Origin of the sequence: Vibrio sp. 10N.286.49.C3 (assembly GCF_041469545.1) — a bacterium.
Taxonomy (GTDB): domain Bacteria; phylum Pseudomonadota; class Gammaproteobacteria; order Enterobacterales; family Vibrionaceae; genus Vibrio; species Vibrio tasmaniensis_A.
This window is the reverse complement of record NZ_JBFRKT010000029.1, coordinates 45,186-69,327: the sequence shown is the minus strand read 5'-3', so window position 1 is coordinate 69,327 and position 24,142 is coordinate 45,186. Positions and strand designations below refer to the sequence as shown.

Annotated in this window: 21 protein-coding genes; 10 read left to right on the top strand and 11 right to left on the bottom strand. The window is 43.5% G+C overall.

Features of this window, described 5'->3' with window-relative positions:
* Positions 1-2 precede the first annotated feature (2 nt).
* The 3 genes from AB4180_RS13625 to AB4180_RS13615 all read right to left on the bottom strand — a co-directional run bounded on the left by AB4180_RS13625 (position 3) and on the right by AB4180_RS13615 (position 5,327).
* The gene (locus tag AB4180_RS13625) at positions 3-986 is read right to left on the bottom strand and encodes a MoxR family ATPase (protein WP_102249219.1); all 984 of its coding nucleotides are present in this window, start codon (positions 984-986) and stop codon (positions 3-5) included.
* A gap of 184 nt (positions 987-1,170) precedes the next feature.
* Positions 1,171-3,570: a tetratricopeptide repeat protein gene (locus tag AB4180_RS13620; RefSeq protein WP_102249218.1), complete on the bottom strand. Its 2,400-nt coding sequence runs from the start codon at positions 3,568-3,570 to the stop codon at positions 1,171-1,173.
* Positions 3,571-3,779: 209 nt separating this feature from the next.
* Positions 3,780-5,327, bottom strand: coding sequence for an arylsulfatase (locus tag AB4180_RS13615; RefSeq protein WP_029222847.1), 1,548 nt, complete (start codon positions 5,325-5,327; stop codon positions 3,780-3,782).
* 346 nt (positions 5,328-5,673) lie between these two features.
* On the opposite strand from AB4180_RS13615, the gene AB4180_RS13610 reads away from it, so the two are divergent.
* Positions 5,674-7,236, top strand: a complete 1,563-nt coding sequence (locus AB4180_RS13610) for an arylsulfatase (RefSeq protein WP_050633498.1) — start codon at positions 5,674-5,676, stop codon at positions 7,234-7,236.
* Between the two features lie 283 nt (positions 7,237-7,519).
* Positions 7,520-8,167 carry a DUF2057 family protein gene (locus AB4180_RS13605; protein WP_102249217.1) on the top strand — a complete coding sequence of 216 codons (648 nt, stop codon included), beginning with the start codon at positions 7,520-7,522 and terminating at the stop codon, positions 8,165-8,167.
* A gap of 105 nt (positions 8,168-8,272) precedes the next feature.
* On the opposite strand, the gene AB4180_RS13600 is transcribed toward AB4180_RS13605, so the two are convergent.
* Positions 8,273-8,767, bottom strand: coding sequence for a GNAT family N-acetyltransferase (locus tag AB4180_RS13600; protein ID WP_009844954.1), 495 nt, complete (start codon positions 8,765-8,767; stop codon positions 8,273-8,275).
* 481 nt (positions 8,768-9,248) lie between these two features.
* Here AB4180_RS13600 and AB4180_RS13595 point away from each other — a divergent pair, with 481 nt between their 5' ends.
* Positions 9,249-9,746, top strand: coding sequence for a fasciclin domain-containing protein (locus AB4180_RS13595; RefSeq protein WP_017102596.1), 498 nt, complete (start codon positions 9,249-9,251; stop codon positions 9,744-9,746).
* A 127-nt stretch (positions 9,747-9,873) separates the two neighbouring features.
* Here the strand turns inward: AB4180_RS13595 and AB4180_RS13590 are convergent, their stop codons facing one another.
* The 5 genes from AB4180_RS13590 to AB4180_RS13570 form a co-directional block, all read right to left on the bottom strand.
* Entirely contained in the window at positions 9,874-10,341 is a 468-nt protein-coding gene (locus AB4180_RS13590) for a GNAT family N-acetyltransferase (RefSeq protein WP_017102595.1), read from the bottom strand.
* A 53-nt stretch (positions 10,342-10,394) separates the two neighbouring features.
* Positions 10,395-10,709 carry a cupin domain-containing protein gene (locus AB4180_RS13585; RefSeq protein WP_017102594.1) on the bottom strand — a complete coding sequence of 105 codons (315 nt, stop codon included), beginning with the start codon at positions 10,707-10,709 and terminating at the stop codon, positions 10,395-10,397.
* A gap of 107 nt (positions 10,710-10,816) precedes the next feature.
* Entirely contained in the window at positions 10,817-11,320 is a 504-nt protein-coding gene (locus tag AB4180_RS13580) for a YgjV family protein (RefSeq protein WP_017099360.1), read from the bottom strand.
* A gap of 91 nt (positions 11,321-11,411) precedes the next feature.
* A complete protein-coding gene (locus AB4180_RS13575; RefSeq protein ID WP_029222846.1) occupies positions 11,412-12,212 on the bottom strand; it encodes a PhzF family phenazine biosynthesis protein in 801 nt (266 codons plus the stop codon).
* Between the two features lie 288 nt (positions 12,213-12,500).
* Positions 12,501-13,151 (bottom strand): LysE family translocator, encoded by a 651-nt coding sequence (locus AB4180_RS13570; RefSeq protein WP_017102592.1) that lies wholly within the window; start codon positions 13,149-13,151, stop codon positions 12,501-12,503.
* A gap of 370 nt (positions 13,152-13,521) precedes the next feature.
* Here AB4180_RS13570 and AB4180_RS13565 point away from each other — a divergent pair, with 370 nt between their 5' ends.
* Together AB4180_RS13565 and AB4180_RS13560 are read left to right on the top strand one after the other, a co-directional pair.
* Positions 13,522-14,553 (top strand): PotD/PotF family extracellular solute-binding protein, encoded by a 1,032-nt coding sequence (locus tag AB4180_RS13565; RefSeq protein ID WP_017099357.1) that lies wholly within the window; start codon positions 13,522-13,524, stop codon positions 14,551-14,553.
* A gap of 3 nt (positions 14,554-14,556) precedes the next feature.
* The gene (locus tag AB4180_RS13560) at positions 14,557-16,989 is read left to right on the top strand and encodes a bifunctional diguanylate cyclase/phosphodiesterase (protein WP_102249216.1); all 2,433 of its coding nucleotides are present in this window, start codon (positions 14,557-14,559) and stop codon (positions 16,987-16,989) included.
* A gap of 53 nt (positions 16,990-17,042) precedes the next feature.
* On the opposite strand, the gene AB4180_RS13555 is transcribed toward AB4180_RS13560, so the two are convergent.
* The gene (locus AB4180_RS13555) at positions 17,043-18,068 is read right to left on the bottom strand and encodes a diguanylate cyclase domain-containing protein (protein WP_017102589.1); all 1,026 of its coding nucleotides are present in this window, start codon (positions 18,066-18,068) and stop codon (positions 17,043-17,045) included.
* A gap of 9 nt (positions 18,069-18,077) precedes the next feature.
* Positions 18,078-18,545, bottom strand: a complete 468-nt coding sequence (locus tag AB4180_RS13550; protein ID WP_012600765.1) for a hypothetical protein — start codon at positions 18,543-18,545, stop codon at positions 18,078-18,080.
* A 367-nt stretch (positions 18,546-18,912) separates the two neighbouring features.
* Here AB4180_RS13550 and AB4180_RS13545 point away from each other — a divergent pair, with 367 nt between their 5' ends.
* From AB4180_RS13545 to AB4180_RS13525, 5 genes are all read left to right on the top strand, one after another.
* On the top strand, positions 18,913-19,308 hold the full coding sequence (locus tag AB4180_RS13545; RefSeq protein WP_012600766.1) for a cytochrome c: 396 nt from the start codon (positions 18,913-18,915) through the stop codon (positions 19,306-19,308).
* A gap of 15 nt (positions 19,309-19,323) precedes the next feature.
* Positions 19,324-20,748 carry a cytochrome-c oxidase, cbb3-type subunit I gene (ccoN, locus tag AB4180_RS13540; protein ID WP_102249215.1) on the top strand — a complete coding sequence of 475 codons (1,425 nt, stop codon included), beginning with the start codon at positions 19,324-19,326 and terminating at the stop codon, positions 20,746-20,748.
* Positions 20,749-21,363 carry a cbb3-type cytochrome c oxidase subunit II gene (locus AB4180_RS13535; RefSeq protein WP_009844942.1) on the top strand — a complete coding sequence of 205 codons (615 nt, stop codon included), beginning with the start codon at positions 20,749-20,751 and terminating at the stop codon, positions 21,361-21,363.
* The gene (locus AB4180_RS13530) at positions 21,360-23,516 is read left to right on the top strand and encodes a cytochrome c (protein ID WP_017102587.1); all 2,157 of its coding nucleotides are present in this window, start codon (positions 21,360-21,362) and stop codon (positions 23,514-23,516) included. The genes AB4180_RS13535 and AB4180_RS13530 overlap by 4 nt, the downstream gene beginning before the upstream one ends.
* 262 nt (positions 23,517-23,778) lie before the next feature.
* The gene (locus AB4180_RS13525; protein WP_004730426.1) at positions 23,779-24,006 is read left to right on the top strand and encodes a PAS factor family protein; all 228 of its coding nucleotides are present in this window, start codon (positions 23,779-23,781) and stop codon (positions 24,004-24,006) included.
* The last annotated feature ends 136 nt before the right edge of the window (positions 24,007-24,142 follow it).

Sequence of the window (24,142 nt, the reverse complement as noted above, 5' to 3'; positions counted from 1 at the left end):
AGTTATCCAATCTCAACATTATCGAGCAGTTCTTCAACCACTCTTTGATGGTCAACACCATCGGCCAATGCATCGTAAGACAGCGAGAATCGGTGACCTAACACGGTTGGCAACATGGCACGCACATCGTCTAACGTGACGTGGTCACGCCCTTGCAGCCACGCATAAGCGCGAGCGCATTTATCCAATGAAATAGATGCACGAGGGCTTGAACCAATTTCAATCCATTTCGATAAGTCTGATTCTGGGTAACGCTCTGGCTTACGAGTCGCCATCACCAAAGCCACAATGTAGTTCTCAACTAAATCGGAAACGGCAATATCTGGAAGTTGGCGGCGAGCTTCAAGTACCAACTCAGGTTCAATATGCTCTGGAGTGACTAATTCCGAACTCGTCTCGCTACCGAGCTCCTCACTGCGCACAAGTCGAATGATGTCGCGTTCAGCTTCATCTTCTGGATAGTCGACCGTCACTTTCATGATAAAACGGTCCATTTGTGCTTCAGGCAGTGGATACGTACCTTCTTGCTCTACTGGGTTTTGCGTAGCGAGCACCATGAATAGCTCTGGAAGAATATGAGTTTGACCACCCACCGTAATCGTTCCTTCCGCCATGGCTTCAAGCAGAGCCGCTTGTACCTTTGCAGGAGCACGGTTCACTTCATCGGCTAAAACAATACTGTTGAAAATAGGACCCGGTTGAAAGTGCAACTGAGGCTTTCCATCAAGCTCTTGATACACTTCTGTACCGGTTACATCTGATGGCAGCAGGTCAGGCGTAAACTGAATTCGACCAAAACTGGTGTTCAGTAGGTTCGCCAGTGATTTCACTGAACGAGTTTTCGCTGTACCGGGAAGTCCCTCTAAAAGCACATGCCCATTAGTCAATAACCCTATCACCAGAGCCCGAACGACGTGGCTCTGACCGATAACATTTTTCTCTGTTTGTTCAATCAGTTGGTTTATTGCTTGTTGCGCATGGTTCATAGGTCTTCCCTTAATTCAATCTGGCTGCGTACATCCTACTCACAAGCCCCATAACTATTAGTTATACACGTGATAATTGTTCATCAGCGCGATAAGTTATAAACGTGATAATTGCTCATAAGCGCGATAATTGGTTACAAGCGGAATAAGCAGCAAGCACCATAGCCAAGCTCACCTCATCGCTTTATTTAAACTTAGCTTTCAATTGGTTAATGGCCTCCGGCGGTGCCACTTTGCTCAGTGATGAAATACATTGCTCAAACGCCTTTGGTACGCCCGGTATATGGCTGTTTCGCGCCAACACTTCACACTGGGCATACAAGTGCTGTGGGTTGCGGCTAAATTGGTAAGCCTTGTGCAGTGATTGACTTGCCGCAAGTACATCCGATTTCTCCAAAGCCAATCCGTACACATACCAATATTGTGGGTCGGTTTGTGCAGTTTCAGCAGCTTGCTTAAGGTACTCCGTTGCTTGTTCGTAATCTTTCACACGAAGCAGAGATAAGCCTGTGCTGTATGGCAATACACTCGATCTCGGCTGAGCTTCAATACCTTGCTTCAATGTCGACAGCGCTTTTGCTTCGTTACCTTGCGCTCGATACAAATCCGCTAAGTTGGCGTAGCTGTTTTCGAAATAAGGCTCGATTTCGATAGCACCTTGATAAAACTCAATCGCTTTTTGATATTGGCCTAGATCGCGGTAAACGTTGCCTAGGTTAGTACGTCCAAATCCTCTATCGGAATTAAATTGCTGTATCTCAATGTACTCTTCCAATGCAGGCTTGATTTGGTCTTTCTGCAGAGGATTCATTTCTCCCCAGTAACGCACTAATGCACCTGCGGTTTCTGAACGAATCGACAATACAGGGTCTTTCAGTAGCGGTTCTAAAATCTGCCAACGGTCAGTGAATGGGAAACCAGACGAGCCTTGCACAACGCCCAAACGGATCATTTCATCATCATGTTTCACCGCTCTTGCTAGCGAGATAAGCGTATTCTTACCCGTATTGCCGCCCAAACGTTCTAAGCTCGATGCACGAATGATATTGCTTAAGCTAGAGTCCTGAGCCGAGTATGCCAACGCATCCTCTGCCCCTCTGTGCCCTATTGAGTCAGCATAAAAGGCAACGGCAAAGTGCTGCTGATTACGATACTTAGAATCTGGGAACCACTCACCGATTTGCTTATCTGCCCACTGGTCGGTTTGATCTTCATGACAGCTAGTACACACGTTCGGCGTTTTAATATGTTGGCTAATATCAGGACGCGGGATATGCCAACTATGGTCACGTCTTGGGTCGACCTCCATGTAAGTCGTCTCAGGCATGTGACAAGTCGTACATTGTGAAGCTTCGGTATTCGCCTCGTGGAAGGTGTGCTTTTCAGGCGTGTATTCAGAAGCAATGTGACATTGGCTACATACAGCTTCCTCTGCAATTTTTAATTCTGCGGTATGGGGATCGTGGCAGTTAGTACATGTGACGCCTTTTTCAGCCATCACTGATTGAAGGAAAGATCCGTAAACGTAATCTTCATCGTAGATTTGACCATCGTTATGGTAAAGCTCAGGAGTAATCAAACTTAGACGATACTCATCAAAGAAAGACCCGTTAACGTGATCTCCAGTTTCATTTAACTGAGTACGTCTGCTGTGGCATTGCGCACAGGTTTGAACCTGATTGGTATGGATGATGTCTTTTGGTTGTAGGGTTGAGTTGCCCTCTTGGTAGATCCATTCTTTCACCGATTTCGACAAGTCGCGATCAAAGCCATAATGCGCGGAGGCTTGAACATCCTTTTCGCCGTTGGCTTTTACTGACTTGTAATTTGCTAGCTGGGCTTGTTTAACGTGCTCGCTTGCAGGGCCATGACAGGCTTCACAACCGACATTAATCTCAGACCAAGTTGTGTTATAGGTATTACTCGCGCTGTCGTAGTTTTTCTCTAGATTCGTTGAGTGGCAATCGGCACACATGAAGTTCCAGTTTTGACCGCTGTTGGTCCAGTAGAATTCATCAGTGTTGGTGGTATCCGGGTAGAGGTTAAACCAGCGTTGACCGCCTTCGCCCTCAGTGCGAGAGTCCCAAGCGAAAGGAATCAACTGTACTCGACCGTCTTCAAACTCAACCATGTACTGTTGTAATGGTTCAAAGGCAAAGGTATAGCTGATTTTGTAATCTTTGAATTGCCCGTCTGGGCCTTCGATATTGACCCAGAACTCTTCACCCTTGCGAAAAAATCGGTTGGGTTTACCGCCATGAGTGACCGTTTGATCGTTGAAATCGCCTAATACAGATTCATCTGTAGCGTGTTTCATCGCCATGTCATGATGAGAGCCTTGCCACGCTTCCACTTCTTCGCTGTGACAGTCAACGCATGCTTCAGAACCGACATACGTAGCCTTGGGAGAGCTGGCATCTAAAGTTCCTGAACCAATAAGCGTAGCTTCAGTCGCTGGAGCTTGTTCATTAGCATACACATTGACACTGAGTGTCGACAACATAGGTAAAGACAACATTGCGGATAATACTGCAACTCGCTGGTGTTTCAATCCGTTCACTAGTGAGCACAACCATGCAGACATAACATTCCTTGTTTTTATACATCCTTATGCTTAATAAGGTAGACGTAAAAACAATGAATTTACAATTATTTAGTGGCAGTGAGCTTGATTGTTGTGACTCATATTCACGACTGGTATTTACTCATCGATATGCGCATAAAAAAAAGAGCTCCGAAGAGCTCTTTCGTGTTAGCAGTTTCATCAAACTATCAGTTTCAATAAACCAAAGCTTACTTATTATGGTTCTCTTGAAGTTTCTCCATAACCTGATCCAAGCTAAAGCTCGCTGCTTTTTGGCGTGGCGGGTATTCAGCAAAGGTTTCTAAGAACTTGCCAACATACGCTTGAGCAGGAACAAACATATAAGCATGGTCTAACAACCAGTCATAGTAAGTATTCGATGTGATATCTGCGTTTTCGTATGGGTCCATTCGGAGGTTAAACAGCTTAGGAAGACGTAACGTTACAAACGGTTCTGCCCAAATTTGCATGGTACCCGTCGCACGCTGCTCCATGAACACCGCTTTCCATTGGTTGTAACGAAGTGCCGCAAGGTCACCGTCATCGGTAAAGTAGAATATCTCCGAACGACGGCCTTTCTCTTCTTCTCCGGTTAGGTAAGGAAGGAAGTTGTAACCATCTAGGTGCACTTTAAACGTTTTATCACCCGCAGTATGACCTTTCAGTAGTTTCTCTTTGATCTGATCATCACCAGCAGCTGCAACGAAGGTTGGCATCCAGTCCATGTGGTGCATGATTTCATTTGAAACACTGCCCGGTTCAATCTTTCCTGGCCAACGAACCATTGCTGGTACACGGTATGCGCCTTCCCAGTTGGTGTTTTTCTCACCACGGAACGGCGTTGTACCGGCATCAGGCCAAGAGTTCATGTGTGGACCGTTATCCGTTGAGTAGAAAACGATGGTGTTGTCTTTGATGCCCAACTCATCCACTTGCTTCAATAGTTGTCCAACGTGTCGATCGTGCTCAACCATACCATCAGCGTAATTACTGATGCCGGTTACACCTTTGCTATCTGGCTGCACGTGCGTTCTAAAGTGCATTCTTGTTGCGTTCCACCAAACGAAGAATGGTTTGTCCGCTTTCACTGCGCGATCCATGAAATCAAGTGCCGCGTCTAGTGTTTCTTCATCGACCGTTTCCATACGCTTACGCGTTAGTGGGCCTGTATCTTCAATCTTGCCATCAGCGAATGATTTGATCACACCACGAGGGCCAAATTTCTTACGGAACTCTGGGTCAGTTGGGTAATCTTCATTCTCCGGTTCTTCTTCAGCATTCAGGTGGTAAAGGTTGCCAAAAAATTCGTCAAACCCGTGTGCTGTTGGAAGGAATTCATCTTTATCGCCAAGGTGGTTTTTACCAAATTGACCTGTCATGTACCCCATAGGTTTAAGCATTTCTGCAATCGTTGCATCCTCCGCTTGCAAACCAATGTCTGCTCCTGGAAGGCCTACTTTACTTAAACCCGTTCGTAATACACTTTGACCCGTGATGAACGTTGAGCGACCTGCGGTACAAGACTGCTCCGCATAATAATCGGTAAACATCATGCCTTCTTTGGCGATGCTATCAATATTTGGAGTGCGGTAACCCATTAAGCCAAATGTGTACGCACTCACATTGGATTGACCAATGTCGTCCCCCCAAATGACCAATATATTTGGCTTTTCTGCTGCAAAAGTGGCGCTAGACGCGGCCATCATTGCTGTACCCAAAATCGCTAATCGACGTTTAGCGCCATACTTCGCTGTCATAGAAACCTCTTCGTAAGTTATTTGCATCCTGCCCTACAACGTATAGTTCATTTTTTGCGCATACGCGAGATTACCTAAGCTATTAATATTTTTGTCATTTTCATCGAGATATGGATACAGAAGTCATCGATAAGGTTTACGGCAACAAACATGATAAGGATCACACATACAAACTAAGGGGTTGTTCTGGTAACACACTAGAACTGATATTAATCAATAAGTTAACTAGACATCATAACGATTGGTTATAAGCACTATAAAAGGACGGAACGGAATTTTGAGAATAACATTTGCTCATCGATGTGTTGTTCTAACGCATTAATCTTAAAAGTGAATTGGAGTCCTTATGGGTACTAAAATTAATAAACTAGCATTAGGTGTTGGCTTATTAGCAGCTTCTTCAGCGGCAACAGCAGCAGAAAAACCAAACATTCTTGCTATCTGGGGTGATGACATTGGTGTATTCAACATCAGTGCATACAACAACGGTATGATGGGTTACGAAACACCTAACATCGACCGTATTGCTAACGAAGGCGCACTATTTACTGACCACTACGGTCAACAATCGTGTACTGCTGGCCGTGCTGCATTCCTAACCGGTCAAGAACCTTTCCGTACAGGTCTACTGACTATCGGTATGCCGGGCTCTGACCATGGTATCCCTGATTGGGCTCCAACTATCGCAGACCTTCTTAAAGAACAGGGCTACATGACAGCTCAGTTCGGTAAAAACCACATGGGTGACCAAGATAAGCATCTTCCAACGAACCACGGTTTCGACCAGTTCTTTGGTAACCTTTATCACCTAAATGCGGAAGAAGAGCCAGAGACATACTACTACCCTAAAGATCCTGAGTTCCGTAAGAACTTTGGCCCTCGTGGTGTAATCAAGTCGACTTCTGACGGTAAGATTGAAGATACAGGCCCTATGACGCGTAAGCGTATGGAGCACGCGGATGAAGAGTTCCTAGAAGAATCATTAGCATTCATGGAAAAAGCAGTGAAAGCTGACAAACCATTCTTCATCTGGCACAACACGACTCGCATGCACGTTTGGACTCGTCTACAAGAAAAATACCAAGGCGCGTCGGGTATCAGCATCTACGCAGACGGCATGTTAGAGCACGATGACCAAGTTGGTGTGCTTCTAGACAAGCTTGATGAGCTTAAAATCGCAGACAACACCATCGTAATCTACTCTACCGATAACGGTGCAGAGACAGTATCTTGGCCTGATGGTGGTGCAACTTACTTCCACGGTGAGAAAGGTACAACTTACGAAGGTGGTATGCGTGTTCCTCAGCTAGTTCGCTGGCCTGGTACTATCAAGCCGGGAACTAAGATCAACGACATCATGGGTCACCAAGACTGGATCCCGACTCTACTAGCAGCCGCTGGTGATGATAAAGTGGTTGAGAAACTAGCGTCTGATAAAGGTGCGACTTACAACGGTAAAAACTGGCGTGTACACCTAGATGGTTACAACTTCCTACCTTACTTCCAAGGTAAAGAAGAGCAAGGCCCTCGTGATAGCATGCTTTACTTCTCTGCTAACGCTGAACTAAATGCGGTACGTTGGAATGACTTCAAAATTTCTTTCGCAGTAATGGACGGGAACATTGTTGATGCAGTTCGCTTCCAACCAAACTGGCCTCAAGTCGTTCATCTACGTGCTGACCCATTCGAAAAAGCACCACACGAATCGGGCATGTACCTACGCTGGATGGCAGACAACATGTGGTTGTTCGTACCAGTAGGCGGCAAAGTACAAGAGTTCATGAACACGCTACCTGACTACCCTATGCAGCAAAGCCAAGTGTTGAACCCTGGTAACTTCAACCAGAATGCTTACATGCTTCAAGGTAAACTTAAGCAACTAGAAGCGGCAGCAGCGCAAGCTAAATAATTAGCTAAAGCTTAACCAACCCTAGGAAAGTGAAACCAAGCCGTGATAGCTCAAGCGCTATCACGGCTTTTCAGTATATCAACAATGAAAACTGTCCCACATAAGCCTTTAACAAACGAGTGACGAACAAGGTTATCCGCATACATTTACTCGCATAGCCTTGTAGCTCGCCTCGTTTATGACCGTTACGTTAAGATTACGCAAATTTTTTCAAATCCCACGGACATCACTTGAAATACAGAGATATGCGTGCGATTGTATTTTAACTCACCCTAACAACTGTATGATTATGAAGACAATCCAAAGCATTGCCCTACTCTCAGCTATCGTTGCTGCACCTTCAGTATTAGCTGACGTTGAAATCCAAGTTCCATCCAGTGTTGATATTCTAGCGGTTAACGAAGCTAAGCCTGACTTAGACGGCGGCTTATTCTCTTCTCATAAAACACTGACGTTACCAGATGGCCAAAACCAAATCGTATTCCAATATCAACTTGCATTTGATAAAGGTAACGATCGTGAATTCGTAGACAGCGACGCTGTTATCGCAACATTCGATGCGACTGATACCACACTGACTTTCGACCTGCCAAAATACCGCAACACAGCAGAAGCAAAATCTGGGTTTAAGAACTTAAAGTGGAGCCTTGTTGACGAGAACCAGAATGAAATCAGCGTTAAGCAAGACAAGCTAGTTAAAGACGGTATGCAAATTGGACGTAAATACCCTCAAGAAGCAAAAGAATACAACCAGCAAGGCGGCATTGCTGCACTAGCTATAGGTACAACAGCGGCGGTTGTTCAACCTGTAACACTTCCAGCAAAAATTGATGGAAATGCGGCTAACACAGCTGAAGAAATGTTGTATTTTTGGTACGAAAAAGCCGATGCTGAAACGAAGCAGAAATTCAAAGATTACGTGAACAAGTAGATTCGATTACGAACAAGTCTATAAAATATCTCGTTCAAACCAAAGAAGCTGGCACACTGCCAGCTTCTTTGATTTCATCTAAATAGGACGTTATAGGTGTAACAATCAACGATAATCAGGTCTAATCCTCGACATCAACAACATATCAATGTATTTCCCGCCTTTGAATGTACTCAGCCTTTTAGTGCCTTCTAACTGAAAACCTACTCGTTCATACAAAGCAATGGCAGCGTTGTTATCGGCATGAACCTCTAGCTCCAGACGGACCAGATTAAGCCAATTATCAGCCTGATTAATCGCTTCTTTCATTAATGCCTTCCCAACCCCTTTGCCGTGTGCATCAGGGTGAATCGCAATCCCTAAGCCAGCACTATGTCGGTCTCTCACCTTAGTCGTCATGAATAAGGTAATGTGCCCAACGACTTTACCTGACACTTCTGCGACTAAAGTGAAATGGTCTGAATGACCAAACAATCGCTCCACTTGATCAGAGCTAAGGAAAGGTTTTTGTGAGGTATTTTCTGATACTGATGAATGACGATAAATATCAAAAATGTCTTGGTTGTCTGTGGTTTCAAGATGTCTAATTTGTATTTCCAAAGTGATTCCTTACTGTCTATTACTATCCTTAAGCTAATTTTCATATTACGGATAGCAACGAGTAGCTACAACCGTAAGTGACAGAAATAATTGAATAATCGTCATAGCCCATAAAACAGTCGCCACAGCCCATAAATAACAAACTCAAATACTAAAAATGCACCATTGAAGTCCCTCACTCGCCTGTTCATAGAGTAAAGTTCGCTCTCGAATCAAATAGCTCAAAGGTATAATAATACCAATCGTAGTAAATAACTGTTCACCCTAGCTTGTTAAAAATCTCGATAACGTCGTTAGGTTTTTTGATTGTAGAATAACTACTTATCGAAACTATTTATTGAAAAGAGCAGCCTTGTTCTCAAGCTTTTTTCCTGCGCTATTTTTGATCACTTACTTACTGTGATTGGTATAAATTGATCCATCGCTTTGAGCCTTTCGTAATACCTGACGAAAATAACGGACAAACTCAAAGGATTCCAACATGATTAATAAAATTAGTAAGTCTCTATCTCTTCTTGTCGCTGCACTTTTTTTTAGTGCATTCGCTAACGCCAATCATCATGAGATGAAAAAAGATATCGTCGATGTCGCAGTAGGAAATGGCTCTTTCAATACACTTGTTGCTGCTGTTAAAGCGGGTGGACTTGTAGATACTTTGAAAGGAGAAGGACCTTTTACCGTTTTCGCTCCAACCGATGAAGCATTTGCCAAGTTGCCAGATGGTACTGTCGATATGCTTTTGAAACCGGAAAACAAAGACAAATTAGTCGCCGTGCTAACTTATCATGTAGTCGCAGGGAAAGTGATGGCGGCAGACGTTATGAAAATAGACAAAGCGACAACAATTCAAGGTCAAAACGTGATGATAAGCGTAAGCGATGGCACGGTTATGATTAACAATGCGAAAGTGATTGCGGCTGATGTGGAAGCAAGCAATGGTGTAATCCACGTAATTGATACGGTCTTGCTCCCGAAATAATCAAATAGAAAGAAAGTCTCAGGCAAACCAAACTCTTTGAGGGTGTGACAGTTCACACCCTTTTTAACCTACTGGGCTAAGCGTTGAGCATATCCAATTTTACCTACACTAGACATAACGTTAATGGCTACTTAGTGGTTTTCTCCATCACGTAATTAGTCAGCTTAACGCCACGTATTTCGACTTCCTGTTCATTCACTAACTTAAAGCCAAGGTGCTCATAGAAAGGCCTAGCGGTAATACTCACCTCAGAGAAGTATCTCGATACACCACGAAATCGACCAATCTCGAATACATGCTCCATCAAAGCTCGCCCTACACCTTTACCTCGATATTCATGATGACAAAAGAAGTGATCTATCAACCCATTCGGTTGCAAGTCAGTATAGCCAACAATGTGGCCATCCAACTCCGCTACAAAAGGTTGGATACGATGCAGACACTTTTCCCACACCTCGGAGTCAAAGTCACTTGGAGCCCAAGCCTCAACTTGTTCTTGAGAATAGTCACGAACATTAATATTTCGGACGGTATGGAAATAGATCTCCCATAATGCTTTGGCATCACTAACTTGGTAATTTCGAATTCTAACCACGACACAGTCCTTTCATGTATTGCTGATTGCCTATTCACTACTTGATAGCAATACTAACGATAAAACACAGCTAGCCAAATAGTCACAACGTCTCTATCCGTACCAATAACCTTGTGCTTCTCTCTCGCGGCAATATTGATGTAATCCCCTTTAGACAAGGTAACGACACGTCCGTCTTCGAACTCAATAACACCTTGCCCCTCTACCACCATAACCCATTCGTTTTCATCTTGGTCATACCAACCTTGTTCTGGAGAACTGTGCCCATGAGATATTATTCTTTCAATCCGCACATTCTCAGTAGTAATGATGTCGTTGAAGATTTCGTCGGGTATTGACGAAGGCACATTCGAGTAGATATTTGACATCGCTCTCTCCTAATCCTTGTTAGATGAATATGGTGCAGTGCTTTATCGTTTTATCGTTTTATCGTTTTATCTAAAGCCTAGCTTCCTGAGCTCCTGAGCTATAAGCCCTAAGCCACAGCACTTTTTCTGAAATAGAAACGATAATAGCCAACCAAGTTACTGCAGATAAATAGCGCTTCCATCAGTACAGCAGTTGGAGAACCAACTAAGTAATTGTGAACCAACCAAAAGCTAGTTCCGATGATCATCAACTCTCTTAATCGACGGTCATCTTTATTGAAGGCTGCAAAGGTTTGAAATACGGAAGCAAAGCAACTCAATATGCTAGTGAGCCCCGAGTAAGTCACAACCGTTGCGACTACTGACATGGAACTGAACAAATATTTAAATTTGGGTGACGTAGAAAACACGCTCGTCAAATATCGAATAGTGGCGATCGTCATTAGGCTCGCCGCTGTCCATTGTTCAAGAAGAATAAAGTGGCTAGAAATAAGAACGCCTGCAAAAAACAAGCATGTGACGATTTTCTTCCTCTCTTTAAATTGAAAAGACAGAAGATCGAAACAAATAGCAATTGCGACTAATACCTGAGAAAGATAAAAAGCTGACACGATTATTCCTTAAGTAGTGACCTAGCAGATTTAAATTATGACGTTTCCGTTCTAAATAACGACATTACTGTTTTATGAATGATATTGAAGTTTAGACTTTTAAAGTACCACTGATTACGGTGGTTGCAGACCCCATCAGTTTTATACGACCATTCGGTAATAGCTCTGTCGATACATACCCACCGCGGCGCGACGCTTGGTAAGCATTGAAATGCGCTTTGTTTAGTTTCTCGGACCAGTATTGTGTGAGAGCGCAATGCGCTGAACCCGTAACGGGATCTTCGTTAACACCCACCCACGGCGCAAAATAGCGCGAAACAAAATCAAGCTCAGAGTTCGACGACAATGCTGTCACAACAACGCCTCGACCTTTAATACGCTTTAGAGCATCAAAGTTTGGTGATAAATCTAATAAAACTTGTTCGCTGACAACCTCAATAAACTGCTTGGTATCGAACTCACTGTATGACACGACTTGGGCTTCACACAGCCCTAAATATTCAAGCAAATCTTTATTAGTATCCAATCCAAGATCAAGCACAGTACTTGGGAAGTCAAGCTCGATTGTGGAGTCACAAACTGTGGCAGATAGCTCCCCTGAAAGCGTATCAAACGTCACAACCTCACCCACATTGACTAACCCTCTTTCCTTCATCACATGCGCTGTTGCCAACGTACCGTGACCGCATAATTTGACTTCAACTTCTGGTGTGAACCATTTCAACGTCATCGTATTGAGGGCTAAGAATGCCGTTTCTGATACTGCCATCTCTTCAGCAATCGAATACATCAACGACTCTTCTAAAGGTTCTTGTGAAATACAAACCCCTGCAGGGTTTCCTTTAAAAGCTTGAGTTGTGAACGAATCCACTTGATATATCTCTAAATTCACAATGGCTCCTAGCGCTGATATCGAATAGACATTGCAGCCTACAATAAGCACAAACACCCCGTGCTACAAGTGTTCAACAGCAACATTATTAATACTTATTTAAGAACTAAGGAATGATAAACAAGCAGTTATGAAAAGAATTGGTGGATTAAGCTGAGGGTTTAACATCGGGCAGATAAGAGATAAAACGTATCAGCCCTGGTAGGAAACAAGCACACATTCGCGGCACATAGGCATTGTATCGTGCCACAAACGTGAGGTTACTCAGCAATGGTAACTTTATTGAATCTACTGACGTACCAGAGCAGATTTCACAATGGTCAAGCCAAGCAGACCCAACATAACTCCTGTCACTTTATCAATATAGTAAGCAACACGTGTAAACTCTTGACGCACTTTAGGCGTCGATAACAGGAAGATGATCGCCGCATCCCAAATAAAGACAACCACCGTCATCCAAATACCTAGGCCTAGCTTAAACATGAAGCCAATGTCATTGTTCAACACAACCGTGAATAAGCTCAAATAGAACAATAGGTTTTTGGGATTAAGGATTCCAGATAGAAAACCCGTAACAAATTCTTTAAGAAAAGTGGTTTGAATGGAGACACCTTCTTCGACAACATCGATATTACTGTAATTACATTTTTTCGCTCTTATCGCTTGAACTGCAAGGTACACCAGAAACAAACCGCCAATAATTTTTAAAGCGATCATCACTGAAACCGAAGCTGCCAAAATAGAACCGACCCCAATAAGACACAAACCAATATAGACTGCATTGGCACTGGCAATACCGAATGCAACGCCGAGTGCTTTTCTACCCTTATTTTTAACAGCACTCTTTACCACAATCACAAAATCTGGTCCGGGGCTCAATAGCGCCAAAAAGTGAGCAATCGCCACGGTAACAAAAATCCCAACTAAACCTGCATCCATAAACCAACCTCCTGTCGTTCAATTAATGCCCTACTATTGCATAACTAACGAAAAAATGCTCAAGTGGATGAATATATATTTACTAATAACCTAATAATCAAACAAATCCCGTGTTTTCGTCGTGCCAAATCGGAAGTAGATGAGTCATTCGTGCACTTCTTCAGGCGTTCGTCGGTCAAAGGTTGATATCCCCTTGATTTAACATAATGATTTTGTGCTCAAAGCTTACTTTTAGTTCCAATTAGGTCATAGGATTTTCACACCTAGATGCATTGCGTTAGGTTGAACTGAAATTAGAGACCTAAATTTGAGCTATGTCGCAAAATTTGGGCTACGATTTAGTTAAGCAAAGTAGGAAAGGAATCCGTCAGTGAAAGCATTTTATGTTTCTGTTCTTGCGTCATCATCCTTTTTAACTGGCACAGCGTTTAGCCAACAAAATGATATTTATCTCTACAATTGGGATGAATTTCTATCCAATAGCGTCGTGACCCAACTAAGTGACACGTACGGCATTTCTTTGAAACAACAGTTTTTTTCTGATGAGTCGATCAGAGATGAAGTGCTATTGAGCGAACGTCGTGGCGCATTTGAGCTAGTCATTATAGAAAGTGTAAAGCTCAATGCGTTAGCCAAGCAGAACCTGTTTCATAATCTCAGTGAGTTACAACAATCCATTGCTGGTAACATAGATTCACGGTGGGTTGATGGATGTGGCGAGTATGGCATTCCCTACGCTTGGGGGACTGCGGGAATCTTATATCGCAGTGACAAAGTAAACACTCCCACCTCTTGGAACGCTATTCTCGAACCAGACACGAACAGCAGTGGCCGTATAAGTATGTATTACGAACCTACGGATTTGGTGAGTACTGCACTGTTAGCAAATCAATTTGATCCATTCACCAATAATGAGCAAGAACTTCGCGTTGCCTATAAAACCCTGCAAGCTCAAAAGCCACACCTAGAAAGCAACGAATACGTCATCGACTATATTCGCCAACCCGAACGTCTTGCTAACATCGACCTTGCCTACGGTTATTCTGGTGACAGTTATGTACTCAATGATTTGGAGCCTGATGCCTCTTGGTCCTACGCTGTGCCTCAAGAAGGCACAACGTTATGGTTAGAGTGCATTGCTGCGATTAATAACGGAGAGTTGTCTGCACAAGCAACAACGATTCTATCATTCTTGTCGCAACCCGAGATCGCCGCTCAAAACGCAATGGATTCATGGTTTGCAACTCCAAGCTCAAAAGCAAAAGCCTTAACAACACAAGAGTACCAAAATGATCCGGAGCTTTTCCCTAGCAAAGAGGTTTTAGAACGCAGCTATCTGTATCAGCAACTCGAACCCAATAGCATTCAAATTCGTAACCGCATTGTCGACAGTTTGAGATAATTAATGCCAGTATTAAAGAAGCTCTACTTTGTGCTCATTCCTACTTTATTGTTCGTATTTGCAATAGGCGGAATGGTTACTTACAACTTAGCCTCCAACCATGCGAAACACATGTACTTAGACGAGGTGCAATCCGACATAAACACAGCGCTAGTTGTCGCTGAGTACGAGCAACTTGGTTTATCTTTGCTTGTAAAAGATATTGGTTCATCGCTACAGTTCTTGCGATATATTCAAAACCCTAGTGACTACACAACCTTGTCCCTGCTGGAAAAAAGAGTGCTTCGCGTCTTAAACCAAAGTCACGTTAACCAGTTTGGTCAACGTAACATCTATATCGTTGACCCTAAGTTCCAGTTAACGCTATCTACGTTACGAGCAGACCCTTTCGAAGGGTTAAAAATCCCCGATAACATCTATGAAAAAATCTTCGATATCTATACCTCGTTAATCAATAAAAACGAGCTGTCTCATAAAGGCTTCTCATATATCTCTGTGAGTGGTGAACTTAGATACGCTTACGTTATTGCAATCGACCCTTACTTGCTCCCACAAGACAAACGCGCAAACGACAGCTTAAATCGATACATACTGATTGCAGATGGTCCATTAAAACAACTATCCAACTTACTAATAAAATACAACGATGATGACAATATGCAGCTTCTGATTGAGCCATCATCGAATACTGCACACATAGAGAATACGCAGTTTGTTATCAAATCGTTTGAACAAACCAAAGACAGAATCAAAGTTGAGATGAACAGCCGTCACTTCCTCGCTCAAGTTAATATTCGCGAAAAAAAATTCAATCAGGAAAAATCTATCATTGCTAAGCAGACCTTACTTGGCAGTTTGACGACACTATTCATTATTATGCTCATCGTACACATGGTGGTGCGCTACCAATTAGTACGTCCACTCAGAGAGCTACTACACGAGATATCGATTGGCGGACTTAAACTGAGGTATTTCAAGCGTTCATCCGGGCACAGTGAAATTGATGGTTTGAAGAACGCTTACATTGATTCACTCACGGAATTAAAGTTCGAAGCTGAATTTGATCAATTAACTAAATTAGCCAACCGACGCTCGTTCATCCGACACCTCGATGTGCGTCTAAAAAGCTCGATAAGCCCTCATTGCTATCTGGTTTGCTGGGACATTATCGATTTCCGTAAAATCAATGACTTATATGGTGCAAAAGTAGGTGACAATGTACTCGTTAGTCTGGCCAAAACACTAAGAGAAACCCTGCAGAATCAACAATCCTCTTTCGGCTTCAGTTGCAGCGACTATTCAGTTGCAAGGCTAGGAGGAAACCAATTCATTGCCATATTGGAAATGGGTGAGCACCAATCAATAAACGAAGAAATTGAGAACATTAACAACACCCTAACAGGCACGACTTTCCTCGATTACTATGGTTTCAGGCTTTCAATTGCAACAGGTGTACTACCCGTCGATACCCCTAAGTTCGAGGAGATATGGCACCGATGCATCGATGAGATGCTGATTAATGCCAAAGCGCACAGTGATGGAGAAAGCCGAATCGTTTACGGCGAAGAACTACTTCATTCACTAGAAAGACATGACGTTATCGAAAAAAGGCTATTGGAGTGTTGTGAAAGCGACAACTTTGAACTTCGCTTTATGCCTATTTTCAATGCTAAGACACTTCAGATTGACGGAGCAGAATGTCTGATTCGCTGCCCTGCTCTATTTGATATAAAGGCTGGCCCGGATGAGTTTATTCCGGTCGCCGAAAGAAGTAACTTGATATCCAAACTCGACATGTGGGTCATTAGTACCGCAATAAAAAGCTATAAAGAGCTCTCTGAAATTCACAAGTACACAGGTAGCTTATCAATAAATATATCAGCAATGGAACTTTACAATCGTAACTTTGCCGACAATATTCGAAAGGTAATCGAGCGTTATCAAGTACCACCAGCCAACATCATTATAGAAATTACCGAAACCAGTTACGTTAAAAGCAGTAAACTTACAGTGCAGACTATCGAAAGTATCAGGAGCTTAGGTTTAAAAGTGTCTCTTGACGATTTCGGTACAGGCTATACAGCTTTTAACCAACTTCTTCACTACCCTGTCGATGAGCTTAAAATTGATAAAAGCTTTATCGATAATATCGTCGACGACAAAGCTGACCGAAAGATGGTCGAATCCATGGTTAACTTAGGGCACTCTTGTGACACCTTCGTTGTTGGTGAAGGTGTCGAGTCTCTCGAACAATATCATCACCTTAAAAAAGCCAACTGCGACCTAATACAGGGGTATTTTTTCAGCCAACCACTCACTTACATTGAGTTCATTGAATTTGTTCGTGACCACAATCCGCAGACTATTCTGGATCAGCAAGCCCTTTTAGAACCAAGCTCTAACGAAAGGATTGTGGCACTCAATCAGAAACAGTAGTCGTATTCCGAAAGCATGACTACTTAATAACCACGACCAAACCTTGTAGAGGCTTAGCCTTGCATCGAGGTCAACAGTTCCATCATGTCTTTAGAGCTTATGTTCTTCTTGTGCCTCACTACGGCGTCAATCATTAACTCTAAGTTACCTGCAGGGATGTAATCACTAAGCACATCGTTAAACTTGTCCTGAATTTCGTCACTCGCGTACAAATGATCAGGAATGAAGAATAAGAACTGGCTTCCACTGCTTCGGAATGAAATGGTGCTTTCAGGGATCTTGGTGGTCAAAGACTTAGCAGCCGAGCTCACCACAAGGTCCCCATATTCAAGGCCATATTTTTGATTAATCTCGGTAAGATTTCTGATTCGGACAAAATAGAGATCAAAGTTTTTGTCCTTCGAGTAGCTATTCTTAACAAATTTCATCAACGAAATTCGATTGCGAAATCCTGTAATAAAATCCGTAGAGTAGAGCTTTCTTTTAATAGAAAAATCCATATGAAAAATAATCCCAGTCAATAACAAGATGCCAACAAGAAAAACGCTACTGATCCGATGAACGGTAACCAAGTTATCAACCATTGAGGTGTTTTCTTCAATCACAGGGCTTTGTAATCGAAACTTGTCATTAATAAAATCGACGAGTGTGTGGTAGCAAATATCGACTTTTTTCTGCAGAGATTCCTTGGGCAACAACCCTTGGCTCACCAGTTTAATTGAGGATTCCAAGCTCTTAAATTTATCAAATTCCGCACTAAAATAAGGTTTAAAGTTTGCTGACTTGATGAAATTGGAGGACTCAGTACTGTTAATTAATATGTCAAAACGGCTCCACGTAATATCGTACGCTAACCATAACTCATCATAATCAATAGTTTCAGAACGGCTTACCATCAAGAAATTGGCGTATTCTTTCACCAATTGAAAAACGAACCACGTTGCCTCATTTTGTCGGGTGGAAAAACTCTTATTGATATCGTTAATGCGGGTCACACTGTAGATATTAATGGTGAGTACCACTGCCGCTAAAGATAACACGACGACTTTAATTGCAGTCAATGACAACAGCTTTTTCATACTAAGTCCTTACAAATGAATATCGCGTATCTGCCAGATCATCTTGGCATGGAAGTCAGTGTTATCAATGTCTGGAGTCGAAGAAAGTGGATATATCAACCAGTACGGACCTTTTTCTCTGACTGACATAAATTGGCCATTCTGTTTAATCGCAATGATCGGCTGGTAGTCGTCAAAGTCTTCTTTGGGCACCGCTATTTTATAGTCGTTTAGTGCAACAAAAGTTACCTGCGAGGCCATGGGTAAATCCATAGTTTCAAGCACCGTTTGTAAGGCCACACCACTATAAACCAATTCACCATCCAGCCAAGGTAATGACGTGGTGATTTCTTTTTGAGGAAGCAATAACAGCTGTTCTCGACTGAATTGATGCTTTTGCCCTAAGTGATCGAATATTGTCAGTTCCGATGCTGCAAAAATAGAAAATGAACACAGTGAAAGTATAAACAGAAGTGCAGCTCTCATTTTAAACTCCATTTTAAAAGGTCACTAATTTGAGTCTAGTTCATATTGGTCATTTGACTTGCTGAGACATTGCCTATTTTCTCAATGATGCAGTTCGAATCTTTCTCAAATAATGTTTCATTCCTGTAACCAAGTGCGAACAACACCTTCCCCTTATCTCAATAAGACTTTAATTAGCGTTCATACAAGTAATCCCCGCTTTTTAAAGGCAATGAGTAATCCAATCTTGCCACTGAATACGTACTGACTAACAAAATTGACAATAAATATGAGTCACTAAGTAGCGAGAACGCTTATGCATGCATAACCTTTACACCAAGGTGATTGTTTTCTGAGGGTCATCAAGCACTCGCTCTTTTCTTCAATAAGGGAATACGTAATGAGATTAAATAAGCAAAAGTTTAACCCCATAACCGCACTTTCCATTCTGCTAATGACGGCTGTCATGAATCCAGTTTACGCAGAATCCAACGACGAGCAGTTCGAGTTAGGAAAACAAAAAGCCAAGGTGTGTATGACTTGTCATGGCGTTGATGGTATCTCAACTCAAGATCCCTACCCAAACCTTCGAGGCCAAAAAATAGGGTATCTCATTTCCTCACTGAAAGATTATCAGACAAGGGAAAGAACCAGTGGTTTGGCGATTCTCATGCAGCAACAAGCTGACACACTTTCAGATCAAGACATCCGAGATATCTCCTACTTCTATTCAATGCTCGGCAAGGATTCAAGTTCAGTTAGCGACTCAAAAACAGACAGCAATTCAAAACTGTAGGCAAGGAGCCTTGTTATGGAACAAGTGACAACGCAGTACAGCATCAAGGTCGTGAGATACTTTATCATCGCCTCTTTAATCTGGGCGATTGTGGGTATGATCATCGGCGTGATCCTCGCCGCTCAATTGTATTGGCCTGTGCTCAATTTCGATTCTCAATATTTCCAATTTGGTCGTCTTCGCCCTCTGCATACCTCAGGCGTTATTTATGGGTTTGTGGTGAACATTTTAATGGGGACTTCACTCTATATTGCCCAACGAACTGGCCATTGCGAGCTGTTCAATAAAAGCCTGTCGTGGATGGTCTTTTGGGGGTGGCAACTTATTCTACTGTTCGCAGTCATCTCCTTGCCTGGGGGCCACACTAGCTCAAAAGAGTATGCGGAACTTGAATGGCCAATCGATTTAATGATTGTACTGGTGTGGGTGCTCTATGCAGTGTTGTTCTTTGGCACCCTAGCCAAGCGTAAGGTGAGCCACATCTTTGTGGCTAACTGGTTTTTCGCTGCTTTCATTATCGTTGTTGCCATGATTTTCATTGTGAACAATCTTGCGATGCCGGTCTCGGCCATGAAGTCCTACTCCGTATTCGCAGGTGCTCAAGATGCGATTGTTCAATGGTGGTGGGGACATAATGCCGTTGGTTTCTTACTGACCGCAGGTGTGATTGGTATGAACTACTATTTCATACCTAAAGCGGCGGACCGACCTATCTACTCATACCGTTTGTCTGTGATCCATTTCTGGAGCTTGGTCGGCTTTTACACATGGGCCGGAACGCACCACTTAGTCTACTCTTCCGTTCCCATCTGGATTCAGAACATCGGAATCGTGATGTCATTGATCCTGTGGCTCCCTTCTTGGGCCGGTGCGTTTAATAGCGCAATGACCCTTCTACAAAACAAAGAAAAGCTGAAGTCCGACTACATTCTTTTATTCTTTTTCTCAGCGGTTCTTTACTACTGCTTGGCAACATTCGAAGGCCCGCTACTTGCTATTCGCTGGTTCAACATGGTGGCACACAACACCGAATGGATAATCGGCCACGTACATTCCGCAGCACTCGGATGGGTGGGAATGTCAGGGATAGCGGTTTTTTACTATTTCATTCCGCGCTTATGGGGCCAAACCGATCTTTGGTCACGACGACTGATTAAGTGGCACTTCTGGCTTGCTCATGCTGGCGTCGCCATTTATGCGATTGCGCTTTGGGTTGCGGGTATCGGTGAAGGTTATATGTGGCTCGCTCAAAATGAAAATGGCGAACTGATATATAGCTTTGTAGAGGCTATGGACTTTAAAGCACCTTGGTTGTTCTTACGATTCTTTGGTGGTGCACTGTTTGTTCTGGGTTTATTCCTAATGGCATTTAACTTATTTAAAACCGTTCGTATGCCAGTAGTACATAACGCTAAACACGCCGTTAATGAGGGAGCTTAAATGATGAGTAAAGACTTTACACATTCAATCGTCATTTTAATTTTGACCACCGTTGTCGTCGCTTCCTTCTCTCTGTTGGTTTGGGTAGTGCCTAGCATTGTCCGTGGAGACGATATTGCCAAAGGCAGCTTAGCGATGCCACTCACACCGATAGAGTTAGCAGGCCGAGACATATACATCAGTGAAGGCTGCCATGTGTGTCACACCCAAATGGTTCGTCCTCTAGAGCCTGAAGTGAAACGTAATGGTCGCCCAAACAAAGAAGCAGACGACATCTACGAATTTCCTAACTTGTGGGGTTCTAAGCGTACAGGTCCGGACCTCACTAACTTAGGAAGAAAGTATTCTGACCAGTGGCATGCTATTCACTTAATTGATCCTCGAAAAGTCGTACCGACATCGATCATGCCCGCCTACCCTTGGTTATTTGAACAGACTCTGTCTGGCGACGACATAAGCGACAAAATGGAAACCCTCCGCATACTTGGCGTTCCTTATACTGACCAAGAAATAGGTGACGCCCGATTACAAGTAAGAGGGAAAACCAAAGGTGAAGCTCTGATCCGCTATCTACAAAGCCTTGGTAAAGATACGTCACAGGAGGTATCACAATGAGTGCATTTTGGAATCTATGGGCGGTAATTTTAACCTTAATCTTTTTCGTTCTTATGGTGTCTGTTGTCGTTAAATATTGGCGTAGCAATCACCAAGCCGATCAAGACCACACCCTTGGTACTTTTGATGGCATTGAAGAAAAAGATGCGCCACCGCCAAAACTACTCTTTGTCAGCTATGCTATTGCCTTTCTATTGTCTGCTGGCTATTTGGTGCTCTACCCCGGGCTTGGTGAATGGGAAGGGTTAGTCGATTGGAAGCAAAGTGACGACAAACTCAGCTCACCCAGCACAACGTTAAACGAGCAATTCTCTCAAACAACGGAAAACACCCTCGAAGGATTGTCTGGCATACCCGAAATAGTAAACAGCGGACAAATCTTGTTCCAAACTCACTGCGCGGCTTGTCACCGCGACAACGCTCAAGGTCAGAAACACTTCCCTAACCTTATTGACCAAGAATGGCTATATGGTGGTAGTGATGAAGCGATCATTCATTCGATCGCCAAAGGGCGAAATGGCGCGATGCCGGGTTGGAGCGAGATAATGCGCCCCGATGAAGTGGCTAAGGTTTCTTACTACTTAGCTTCGCTCAATCAACGCCATACCGATGTTCCAGAAGTAAAAGTTAAAGTCGGCAAAGAGCTGTTTGCAAAATATTGTTCATCTTGTCACGCCGATGGTTCTATCGCGAATCCGGCGATCGGCGTCCCTGATCTTTCCGACGATATTTGGCTGCATGGCGGCAGTATTGAAGAGATTCAGCACACTATCAACAAAGGCTTGAACAACCTGATGCCTGCGTTTGATAAACAGCTTACGGAAAACGAGATACTCGCACTGGGTGCTTACATTCGACACGCGGGCTCAGAGCAACAGCAAAGACTCGCGAATCTAGAAGCTCAGTCTGTTGAACGTGGTGAATATCTCGCTTATGCCGGTGACTGCGTTGCGTGTCATAGTGCCGAAGGTGGCGAACCTTTTGCTGGTGGGCTGCCTTTTGTGACCCCTTTTGGTACCGTTTATTCAACCAATATTACGCCACACACAACGGAAGGTATTGGGACTTACGACTTTGAGGACTTCCGAGCTGCATTAGTCGCCGGCAAGGGTAAGAACGGTTATCTATACCCTGCTATGCCGTACACCTCTTATCAATACCTCACCGACCAAGACATGGTCGACTTGTGGGAATACATGCAGTCAATCACCGCGGTGCCTCGTCGCAATGACGACAACAGCATGATGTTCCCATCGAACATTCGCTTAGGTTTGCTTGGCTGGAACATCGTCTTTATGGATACCGACCCGATCGACTACCAAGTGCCTGAAGAGCTTAAAACGGAAGTCGAAAACGTCGAGAAATGGCAGCAAGGGAAATACTGGGTGGCTGGCCTTGGCCACTGTTCTGAGTGCCACACGCCACGAAACATTGCCCAAGCGCTGATACCAGAACGTATTTTCCAAGGTAACTTGATTGACGGTTGGAATGCGCCCGATATCACGGCCAATGAGCTGTACATCGATGGTTGGGATGAAGCGACACTCACCGATTTCTTACACACGGGTCACTCAGACAAAGGGACTGCTTTTGCGGGCATGGCAGACGTAGTGAAAAACAGCCTAAGCTTGATGACGCGTGAAGATATCGAGTCGATGTCCTACTACCTACTCAGCGGTGACATCAACAACACCATTAGCAGTGACGCCGTTCCGTTGCAGCCCAAAGGGTTTGACGAAGACTCTTACGCGACTGACATTTACACCACGTATCGCCAGACATGTGGAGCCTGTCATGGTGACGATGGTAAGGGACGTGACCCTATCGCCCCTACTCTGTTGAATAACGGCATCATCATGCACAGCGATCCATTCAACACCATCGCAGTAACTGTGCGTGGCCTACAACCCACCTATCTCGACAAAGACAGAAACTTCATGCCAATGGCAAGCTTTGAAGATGTGCTGTCGGATCAAAGATTGGCTGAGTTGATCACCTTCGTGCGATTGCACCTTGGAGATAGAGAGGAACCAGTAACGGCAGAGCACGTTCGAGAGGTAAGAGAAACTCTTGAAGCTGCAGGTTACGCTGGAGGGTTACACACCACACCTGAAATGTACGAAAGTCGAGATAAGAACATTAACATTCGCTAGGTTCTGTACGTATTCAATTTACTCGGTAAGCAGCAACAATACGTTACTTCTATCACGGCTTAATCAATTAAAAGGAGACCAGCGTGTCTCCTTTTCTTTGTTATCAAGCCGACACTCTAAACGATTGAGACCACAACACAATTATAACTAACTGATTACACAATTAAGCAGAGCTGCACACAATGCGATCAATCTCGCAGAACAAATACAGTACCAGGTGCATAATACGCAAAATTTTATAAAGGTGCAGCAGAGGACAGATATGGATACAACTACACTCATCTACGATACATTGGAAGGTCTGTCGAGCGCAAAGCCACAGCAACACGCTCAAATCCGCCAAAATCTATATAACCAATTAGATTTATCATTTGAGAAGCAGTTGGCTTTGTATTCATCAGTTCTTGGTCCAGCAAGTGCTGGTAGATTGACCGATTTGGATAGCGCAGTGATGTCTGCACGCAAGATTGTTGGCTTAGAAAACAGCTAAGTAATCTTCAACCGCTCTCAACTTTAACGCTGCCACTGTGCAGCGTTTTTTATGGATGCCATTTACGATAAGTACCGTTGGTTACGATGAATGCAGTTAGGTACGATAAATGCAGTTAGGTACGATAAATACTGTT

Coding starts and splice junctions, on each gene's coding strand:
- AB4180_RS13530 (WP_017102587.1), top strand. CDS start 21,360: ATGAGTGCATTTTGGAATCTATGGGCGGTAATTTTAACCTTAATCTTT.
- AB4180_RS13545 (WP_012600766.1), top strand. CDS start 18,913: ATGAGATTAAATAAGCAAAAGTTTAACCCCATAACCGCACTTTCCATT.
- AB4180_RS13595 (WP_017102596.1), top strand. CDS start 9,249: ATGATTAATAAAATTAGTAAGTCTCTATCTCTTCTTGTCGCTGCACTT.
- AB4180_RS13620 (WP_102249218.1), bottom strand. CDS start 3,570: ATGTCTGCATGGTTGTGCTCACTAGTGAACGGATTGAAACACCAGCGA.
- AB4180_RS13560 (WP_102249216.1), top strand. CDS start 14,557: ATGCCAGTATTAAAGAAGCTCTACTTTGTGCTCATTCCTACTTTATTG.
- AB4180_RS13525 (WP_004730426.1), top strand. CDS start 23,779: ATGGATACAACTACACTCATCTACGATACATTGGAAGGTCTGTCGAGC.
- AB4180_RS13550 (WP_012600765.1), bottom strand. CDS start 18,545: ATGGAGTTTAAAATGAGAGCTGCACTTCTGTTTATACTTTCACTGTGT.
- AB4180_RS13535 (WP_009844942.1), top strand. CDS start 20,749: ATGATGAGTAAAGACTTTACACATTCAATCGTCATTTTAATTTTGACC.
- AB4180_RS13610 (WP_050633498.1), top strand. CDS start 5,674: ATGGGTACTAAAATTAATAAACTAGCATTAGGTGTTGGCTTATTAGCA.
- AB4180_RS13625 (WP_102249219.1), bottom strand. CDS start 986: ATGAACCATGCGCAACAAGCAATAAACCAACTGATTGAACAAACAGAG.
- ccoN (WP_102249215.1), top strand. CDS start 19,324: ATGGAACAAGTGACAACGCAGTACAGCATCAAGGTCGTGAGATACTTT.
- AB4180_RS13615 (WP_029222847.1), bottom strand. CDS start 5,327: ATGACAGCGAAGTATGGCGCTAAACGTCGATTAGCGATTTTGGGTACA.
- AB4180_RS13605 (WP_102249217.1), top strand. CDS start 7,520: ATGATTATGAAGACAATCCAAAGCATTGCCCTACTCTCAGCTATCGTT.
- AB4180_RS13555 (WP_017102589.1), bottom strand. CDS start 18,068: ATGAAAAAGCTGTTGTCATTGACTGCAATTAAAGTCGTCGTGTTATCT.
- AB4180_RS13570 (WP_017102592.1), bottom strand. CDS start 13,151: ATGGATGCAGGTTTAGTTGGGATTTTTGTTACCGTGGCGATTGCTCAC.
- AB4180_RS13585 (WP_017102594.1), bottom strand. CDS start 10,709: ATGTCAAATATCTACTCGAATGTGCCTTCGTCAATACCCGACGAAATC.